General features: G+C 68.8%; 6 protein-coding genes and 1 pseudogene. 6 read left to right on the top strand and 1 reads right to left on the bottom strand.

The window, feature by feature from the left end:
- The first annotated feature begins 768 nt into the window (after window positions 1-768).
- Window positions 769-1,308 (top strand): TetR/AcrR family transcriptional regulator, encoded by a 540-nt coding sequence (locus A6A06_RS09600; protein ID WP_073760794.1) that lies wholly within the window; start codon window positions 769-771, stop codon window positions 1,306-1,308.
- 222 nt (window positions 1,309-1,530) lie between these two features.
- On the opposite strand, the pseudogene A6A06_RS40740 reads toward A6A06_RS09600, so the two are convergent.
- A pseudogene (locus A6A06_RS40740) lies at window positions 1,531-2,055 on the bottom strand (peptidoglycan DD-metalloendopeptidase family protein); the annotation flags it as partial.
- A gap of 771 nt (window positions 2,056-2,826) precedes the next feature.
- On the opposite strand from A6A06_RS40740, the gene rpsB reads away from it, so the two are divergent.
- The 5 genes from rpsB to A6A06_RS09570 all read left to right on the top strand — a co-directional run bounded on the left by rpsB (window position 2,827) and on the right by A6A06_RS09570 (window position 7,512).
- Window positions 2,827-3,744, top strand: coding sequence for a 30S ribosomal protein S2 (rpsB, locus tag A6A06_RS09590; protein WP_073760783.1), 918 nt, complete (start codon window positions 2,827-2,829; stop codon window positions 3,742-3,744).
- Window positions 3,745-3,853: 109 nt separating this feature from the next.
- Window positions 3,854-4,690, top strand: coding sequence for a translation elongation factor Ts (gene tsf, locus A6A06_RS09585; RefSeq protein ID WP_073760782.1), 837 nt, complete (start codon window positions 3,854-3,856; stop codon window positions 4,688-4,690).
- Between the two features lie 176 nt (window positions 4,691-4,866).
- On the top strand, window positions 4,867-5,640 hold the full coding sequence (gene pyrH, locus A6A06_RS09580; RefSeq protein ID WP_199930783.1) for a UMP kinase: 774 nt from the start codon (window positions 4,867-4,869) through the stop codon (window positions 5,638-5,640).
- 175 nt (window positions 5,641-5,815) lie between these two features.
- Window positions 5,816-6,373 carry a ribosome recycling factor gene (frr, locus tag A6A06_RS09575; RefSeq protein WP_030017375.1) on the top strand — a complete coding sequence of 186 codons (558 nt, stop codon included), beginning with the start codon at window positions 5,816-5,818 and terminating at the stop codon, window positions 6,371-6,373.
- Window positions 6,373-7,512 carry a phosphatidate cytidylyltransferase gene (locus A6A06_RS09570; RefSeq protein WP_073760780.1) on the top strand — a complete coding sequence of 380 codons (1,140 nt, stop codon included), beginning with the start codon at window positions 6,373-6,375 and terminating at the stop codon, window positions 7,510-7,512. Before frr ends, A6A06_RS09570 begins: the two co-directional genes overlap by 1 nt.
- Window positions 7,513-7,546 lie beyond the last annotated feature (34 nt).

Below are 7,546 nucleotides of genomic sequence, written 5' to 3'. Positions count from 1 at the left end.
CACCCACCCCCTCCTCCTCCACCACCACCTCGTTCTCAGGCGCAGCCTGGTCTTGGCCCTGGTCCTGGCCCTGGCCCCGGCCCCCAGCGTTCATGTCTGGAGACCGTAGAAGGGCTCGTGCAGATGAGGTCGTGTCGGTTCTGCGGCTGACCAGCCTTGACGGCGTGACGAGTTTGGCTGTCGGCCTTGGTCGATGCCGGACAGCAGGCCCCAGCCTGTGGTTGGCCAGCGCGCTCTGCGTCGCTGTAGAGCGCGTTGGGTCATCGGTTGTGGCTGGCGCCCGTCCTTGAGCCCTTGAGCAGCGTGCCCCTCGTTGCTCGTAACCGGTGCATCACCGAAGCCAATAACTGGGCCCGCGCTCATGTTCGGCACCGATGCCACAGATGGGCCCGCGTCTACGTCCAGCGTTGGTGTCGGCGGCTGTGCTCGCGCCTATGCCCAGTACTCACTTCCTGGCTCCTGGGGTGGTGTCGGACCTCGCTTTCGTTTGCGCTTGCTTCGGTGGCGTTCCTGTGGCTGCGCTTACGTGTCCGCCCCAGCCGCAGTCGCCCACCGCCCCTCTCTCCGGTCGCTCCGAGCCGGTCTGTGTTCGGTGTTCCTGGGGGCTTGTGAGGTGTGGGCTTTCTCCTCCTGTCGGCGTCGTTCGGTGGCGTTTTTGTGGGTGTCGGCATGGACACATCGTGATGCGGAGTGCCGTGCCAGGCGTGCCATCCGTACAGTGGTGACGTGCCCAGGATTCGAGCGGCCTCTGTGGCCGAGCACCGGACGATGCAGCGTGGCGCCCTTCTGGACGCCGCCCGCACCCTGCTGTCCGAAGGCGGGACCGAGGCGTTGACCTTCCCCGCCCTCGCCGAGCGCACGGGTCTCGCGCGCTCCTCCGTCTACGAGTACTTCCGTTCTCGCGCGGCCGTCGTCGAAGAGCTCTGCGCTGTCGACTTCCCCGTGTGGGCAGCTGAGGTCGAGGCGGCGATGGAGCGGGTCGAGACGCCCGAGGCCAAGATCGAGGCGTATGTGCGACAGCAGCTTGCGTTGGTCGGCGACCGGCGTCACCGGGCCGTCGTCGCGATCTCGGCAGGCGAGCTGGACGCAGGCGCACGGGAGAAGATCCGCGCCGCGCACGGCGGGCTGATCGCGATGATCGTGGAGGCCCTGGCTGGCCTCGGCCACGATCAGCCGCGCCTCGCCGCCATGCTGCTTCAGGGAATCGTCGACGCCGCTGTCCGCCGTATCGAGCTCGGGGCCGCGGAGGACCCGACGCAGATCACGGAGGCTGCGGTCGCCATGGTTCTCGGTGGCGTAAGAGGCTGACCGGTCGGTCCAACCCTCCTCTCGCGAGGTGGCGGATGGATGCGATTGGCGTGGTGGCGGTGGATCACGGCGTCCTGAGGTGTCACTCGGCTCGGGTACGCCGATTACCGGGAGTAGCCGCGAAGGGCCGGGGCGCAGTATCGCGGCGGGGAGCAGGGACAGCGGATCCAAGTAGGTCCTGTCGCGGAGCAGGCCCCAATGCAGGCACGGGGCGGAGCAGTGGAAAGGGCCTGGACCGAGGGTGGCTACCGGCTGACCTGCGGTGACCTGGTCGCCCTTCCGGACCGTCGGGCGGACCGGCTCGTAAGTGGTGCGAAGCGGCGGCTGGCCGGATGCCGAAACCTCGATCGACAGGACGCCTCGCCCCGCCACCTTGCCGGCGAAGAGCACACGGCCGGGGGCGGCGGCTCGTACCGTCGTGTCCTCGGCCGCGGAGAGATCCACTCCCCGATGGCCGGGCGCCCAGGGGGCGGGCGGAGGCTCCCAGCCGCGCGCGACGGTGGGTCGCGCGCCGTTCGGCCCGGTCACCGGCCACGCCCGGTCGCCGGTGGTTCCCGGGGCGGTGCGGTCTGGGGCGGTACCGGAGGGATTGGATGGATCGGACGGGCGGGCAGGTATCGGATGCGGTTCTGGAGATTTTGCAGGCTCGGTGGCGCTGGGTGGGGCATCCCTGGCAAATGCCACGCTTGACGCGGCGGCCGTGCCCGCCCCACCTGCCGTGCCCGCCGCGCCTGCCGCGCCTCTCATGCCTTCTGTGGCAGCTCCGGCGGACAGTACGGCTAATGCGGTAACCGCTGCGCACAGGGCCAGGAGGCGGGCTGCTGGGGGAGCTGGGCGCCGGGCGCGTTCCGCCCGTCTGGCGCGATCCCCGTCGAAGGGCTGGCCGGAGTGATCGGAAGCTCTGACGAGGTCGCACCCGGAGTCACCGCGCTCGGAGCCTTCAGCAGCCGACGTACGGGCAGAGCCGGCGTCGGAAAGCACCTGCGTACGGTGGGCGTCGCAGATGCGTGCAGCGCGACGTGTCGGATGCTCGGTGATCATGGTCTGCACGGTCTGGAAAACGGTTCGTTGTCGCATGTCACGACGATGACGTGGGCGTCCGCCGCTTGGGGATCTTGAACCGGATCGGTGGATTACCGACGGGTTGTGTACAACGACGTCACCCGTGCGGTACCACGGAAGGCGGTGCGGGTGCGGGTGCGGGTGCGGATGCAGGGCCCAGGTTCCGGGCGCGAGCACAGCCCCAGGAGCGAGACAGATCGCCCCCACCACCCGGCCGAAGGAGCGTGTCGCCCGTCCCTTCGGCGGTCCCGTACACTTCTTGTGGCGATCCGGGTCACCGGGTCGACTTCGCACGCCCCGCCACCGTTGCAACAGTCCCTTTCGGGCAGCGCGGTGGACGCGCCCCTCGGTCCTCGGAAGGCCCCGCAAGGTCCCTTCCCCGGCAGAGCGCGCCGGGGCGTCAGGCACCGCGGCCGACCGGCCGCAGTGGAACCGAGTAACACGAGGAGTACGGCCATGGCCGTCGTCACGATGCGGGAGCTGCTGGAGAGCGGCGTCCACTTCGGGCACCAGACCCGCCGTTGGAACCCGAAGATGAAGCGCTTCATCTTCACGGAGCGCAACGGTATCTACATCATCGACCTGCTCCAGTCGCTGTCGTACATCGACCGCGCCTACGAGTTCGTCAAGGAGACCGTCGCCCACGGCGGCTCGGTGATGTTCGTCGGCACCAAGAAGCAGGCCCAGGAGGCCATTGCCGAGCAGGCGACCCGCGTGGGCATGCCCTACGTGAACCAGCGCTGGCTCGGCGGCATGCTGACCAACTTCTCGACCGTCTACAAGCGCCTGCAGCGCCTGAAGGAGCTCGAGCTGATCGACTTCGAGGATGTGGCCGCGTCCGGCCTCACCAAGAAGGAGCTCCTGGTCCTCTCCCGCGAGAAGGCCAAGCTGGAGAAGACCCTCGGCGGTATCCGCGAGATGCAGAAGGTGCCCAGCGCCGTCTGGATCGTGGACACCAAGAAGGAGCACATCGCCGTCGGCGAGGCGCGCAAGCTGAACATCCCGGTCGTGGCGATCCTCGACACGAACTGCGACCCGGACGAGGTCGACTACAAGATCCCGGGTAACGACGACGCGATCCGCTCCGTCACCCTGCTCACCCGCGTGATCGCCGACGCCGTCGCCGAGGGCCTCATCGCCCGCTCCGGCGTCGCCACCGGCGACCAGAAGCCGGGCGAGAAGGCCGGCGAGCCGCTCGCCGAGTGGGAGCGCGACCTGCTCGAGGGCGACAAGAAGGCGGACTCCGAGGACGCCGCCAAGGCCGAGGACAAGCCCGCCGAGGCCCCCGCCGCCGAGGCCCCCGCTGCCGAGGCGCCCGCCGAGGCCGAGGCCCCCGCCGCTGCCGAGGCCGAGAAGCCCGCCGAGCAGGCCTGACGCCGCACCACCGGTTGACGACGGCGGGGGAGGGCGCCACGAGCGCCGCCCCCGCCGTCCACCCGTAGATCTTTCGACTGTCGAGATTTCGAGAAGAGATTCACAGACCATGGCGAACTACACCGCCGCGGACGTCAAGAAGCTCCGTGAGCTGACCGGCGCCGGCATGATGGACTGCAAGAAGGCCCTGGACGAGGCCGAGGGCAGCGTCGACAAGGCCGTGGAGATCCTCCGCGTCAAGGGCCAGAAGGGCGTCGCCAAGCGCGAGAGCCGTTCGGCCGAGAACGGCGCCGTCGTCTCCCTCATCTCCGAGGACAAGACCTCCGGCGTTCTGCTCGAGCTCAAGTGCGAGACGGACTTCGTCGCCAAGGGCGAGAAGTTCCTGGCCGTCGCCAACGCGCTGGCCGCGCACGTCGCCGCCACCTCCCCGGCCGACCTGGAGGCGCTGCTCGCCTCCGAGATCGAGGCCGGCAAGACCGTCCAGGCGTACGTCGACGAGGCCAACGCCACGCTCGGTGAGAAGATCGTCCTGGACCGCTTCGCGCAGTTCTCCGGTGGCTTCGTGGCCGCTTACATGCACCGCACCATGCCCGACCTCCCGCCGCAGGTCGGCGTCCTGGTCGAGCTGGACAAGGAGAGCGCCGAGACCGCCAAGGACGTCGCGCAGCACATCGCCGCGTTCGCGCCGAAGTACCTCACCCGTGAGGACGTTCCGGCCGACGTCGTCGAGAACGAGCGTCGCGTCGCCGAGGCCACCTCGCGCGAGGAGGGCAAGCCCGAGGCCGCCCTCCCGAAGATCGTCGAGGGTCGCGTCAACGGCTTCTTCAAGGAGAACACGCTGCTGGCGCAGCCCTTCGCGAAGGACAACAAGAAGTCCGTCGAGAAGGTCCTGAACGAGGCCGGTGTCACGCTGAAGCGCTTCGCGCGCATCCGCGTCGGCGCCTGAGCCCAGCCGTGGGCCTTGTCGCCAAGGCCAGCGAATGACCTACGGCCCCGCTAGGGTCGTACGCAGTCGGCCGCGTACCGGCCGACCGCAGATGTGACGAGGAGGCCATTGCCGTACAGGGATCTGAACAGGACCCCCGGCAATGGCCTTCTTCGTATGTGCACGAGGAGAGCATGATGAATCAGGGTGTCGACGGCGCGGACACAGCCCTCAAGGCCGACAGTGGTGGGAAGGGACGCTTCCTGCTGAAGCTGTCGGGCGAAGCGTTCGCCGGCGGCGGCGGACTGGGTGTCGACCCCGATGTCGTGCACGCCATCGCCCGCGAGATCGCAGCCGTGGTCCGCGACGGCTACGAGATCGCCATCGTGATCGGCGGCGGAAACTTCTTCCGCGGCGCCGAACTGCAGCAGCGCGGCATGGACCGCGCCCGCTCCGACTACATGGGCATGCTCGGCACGGTCATGAACTGCCTGGCCCTCCAGGACTTCCTGGAGAAGGAGGGCATCGACTGCCGCGTCCAGACCGCCATCACCATGGGACAGGTCGCGGAGCCGTACATTCCGCTGCGGGCCGTCCGCCACATGGAGAAGGGCCGCGTGGTCATCTTCGGCGCGGGCATGGGCATGCCGTACTTCTCCACCGACACCACCGCGGCCCAGCGCGCCCTCGAGGTCGGCGCCGAGGCCATGCTGATGGGCAAGAACGGGGTGGACGGGGTCTACGACGCCGACCCCAAGAAGTTCCCGGACGCGGTGAAGTTCGACGCCCTGGAGTACGGCGAGGTCATCACCCGCGACCTCAAGGTCGCCGACGCCACCGCCGTCACGCTCTGCCGTGACAACAAGCTGCCGATCCTCGTCTTCGAACTGCTCGCCGAGGGCAACATCGCGCGCGCGGTGAAGGGTGAGAAGATCGGCACGCTCGTCAGCGATCAGGGCACCCGGGCCTGACGGCCCCAACTGCCGTATTGCCGTACGGGCAGGGCACCGTACGGGCGGCAACCCCGGGCCGCGGGAAGACCCCGGCACGGGGATGGACAACGGCCTGCCGGTCGGACACCGTGCAGGAGAAGACGCGCGGCAGGGGCGAGGCTCTGCTTCTTACCGAAAAGACCAGGAGCAAGTGGTGATCGAAGAGATCCTCCTCGAGGCCGAGGAGAAGATGGAGAAGGCCGTCGTGGTCGCCAAGGAGGACTTCGCCGCGATTCGCACCGGGCGTGCGCACCCGGCGATGTTCAACAAGATCGTGGCGGACTACTACGGCGCCATGACGCCGATCAACCAGCTGGCGTCGTTCTCGGTGCCCGAACCGCGGATGGCCGTGGTGACCCCGTTCGACAAGAGCGCGCTGCGCAACATCGAGCAGGCGATCCGGGACTCCGACCTGGGCGTCAACCCGAGCAACGACGGCCATATCATCCGTGTGAACTTCCCGGAGCTCACCGAGGAGCGCCGCCGGGAGTTCATCAAGGTCGCCAAGAACAAGGCCGAGGACTCGAAGATCTCGATCCGCAGCATCCGGCGCAAGGCCAAGGAAACCCTCGACAAGCTCGTCAAGGACAAGGAGTCCGGCGAGGACGAGGTGCGCCGGGCGGAGAAGGAGCTCGACGACACCACCGCGAAGTACGTCGCGCAGGTGGACGAGCTCCTCAAGCACAAGGAATCCGAGCTCCTCGAGGTCTGATGAACGAGTCATCCTGGGGGGCCCCGCCTGGCGTCGGCCAAGCCGGTCAATGGGGACCACCCGACCAGGGACCCGCCGGTTCGGCGGGTCCCGCGCACGACTGGGGTGCGGCGGCGCAGACTCGCCCCATGCCCATCGTGCCCGACGCAGGCGGACACCAGGACGACGACCGGAAACCTCTGGACGACGACCGGGACCACAGGGACGACCGGGGGGCCTCTCGGCTGAGCGGCCCCCTGTTCCGCGACGAACAGCCGCAGGAGCCCATGCCCACCTCTTTGCCGGGGCCCGACAGCTCACAGCAACCCCCCAAGCCGCAGAAGAAGAGCGCGGGACGCAACCTCCGGGCCGCCATAGGGGTCGGCGTCGGCCTCGGCGCGGTCATCCTCTTCTCGCTCTTCGTCTACAAGCCGCTGTTCGTGGGCGTGATAGTCATCGCGGTGGTCGTGGGCCTGTGGGAACTGACCTCGCGGCTGTCGGAGCGCAAGGACATCCGGGTGCCCCTGGTCCCGCTCGCGCTCGGCGGTACGGCGATGGTGGTGGCCGGCTATGTGCGCGGCGCCGAGGGCGCGTGGGTGGCGATGGCGCTCACCGCGCTCGCGGTCCTCGTCTGGCGCATGACGGAGACTCCCGAGAACTACCTCAGGGACGTCACGGCAGGCGTCTTCGCGGCGTTCTACGTGCCCTTCCTGGCGACGTTCGTGGCGATGATGCTCGCTGCCGACGACGGGCCAGAGCGCGTCCTGACGTTCCTGCTGCTCACCGTCGTCAGCGACACCGGCGCGTACGCGGTGGGCTGGCGCTTCGGCAAGAACAAGCTCGCCCCGCGCATCAGCCCCGGCAAGACCCGCGAGGGACTGCTGGGCGCGGTGCTGTTCGCCATGGTCGCGGGCGCGCTGTGCATGGAGCTGATCATCACCGACGGCGCCTGGTGGCAGGGCCTGCTCCTGGGCATCGCCGTCGCGGCCAGCGCCACGCTCGGCGACCTCGGCGAGTCCATGATCAAGCGGGACCTCGGCATCAAGGACATGGGCACTCTGCTGCCCGGCCACGGCGGCATCATGGACCGCCTGGACTCCCTCCTGCCGACCGCCCCGATCGTCTGGCTGCTGTACGTGATCTTCGTCGGGTCCGGCTGACCAGCGGTTTTCCGTACGTGTGAAAGGCCCGCCA

The sequence above is a fragment of the Streptomyces sp. CB02923 genome, from assembly GCF_001905005.1.
Classification (GTDB): Bacteria; Actinomycetota; Actinomycetes; order Streptomycetales; family Streptomycetaceae; genus Streptomyces.
This window is presented reverse-complemented; position numbering and strand designations above follow the sequence as displayed.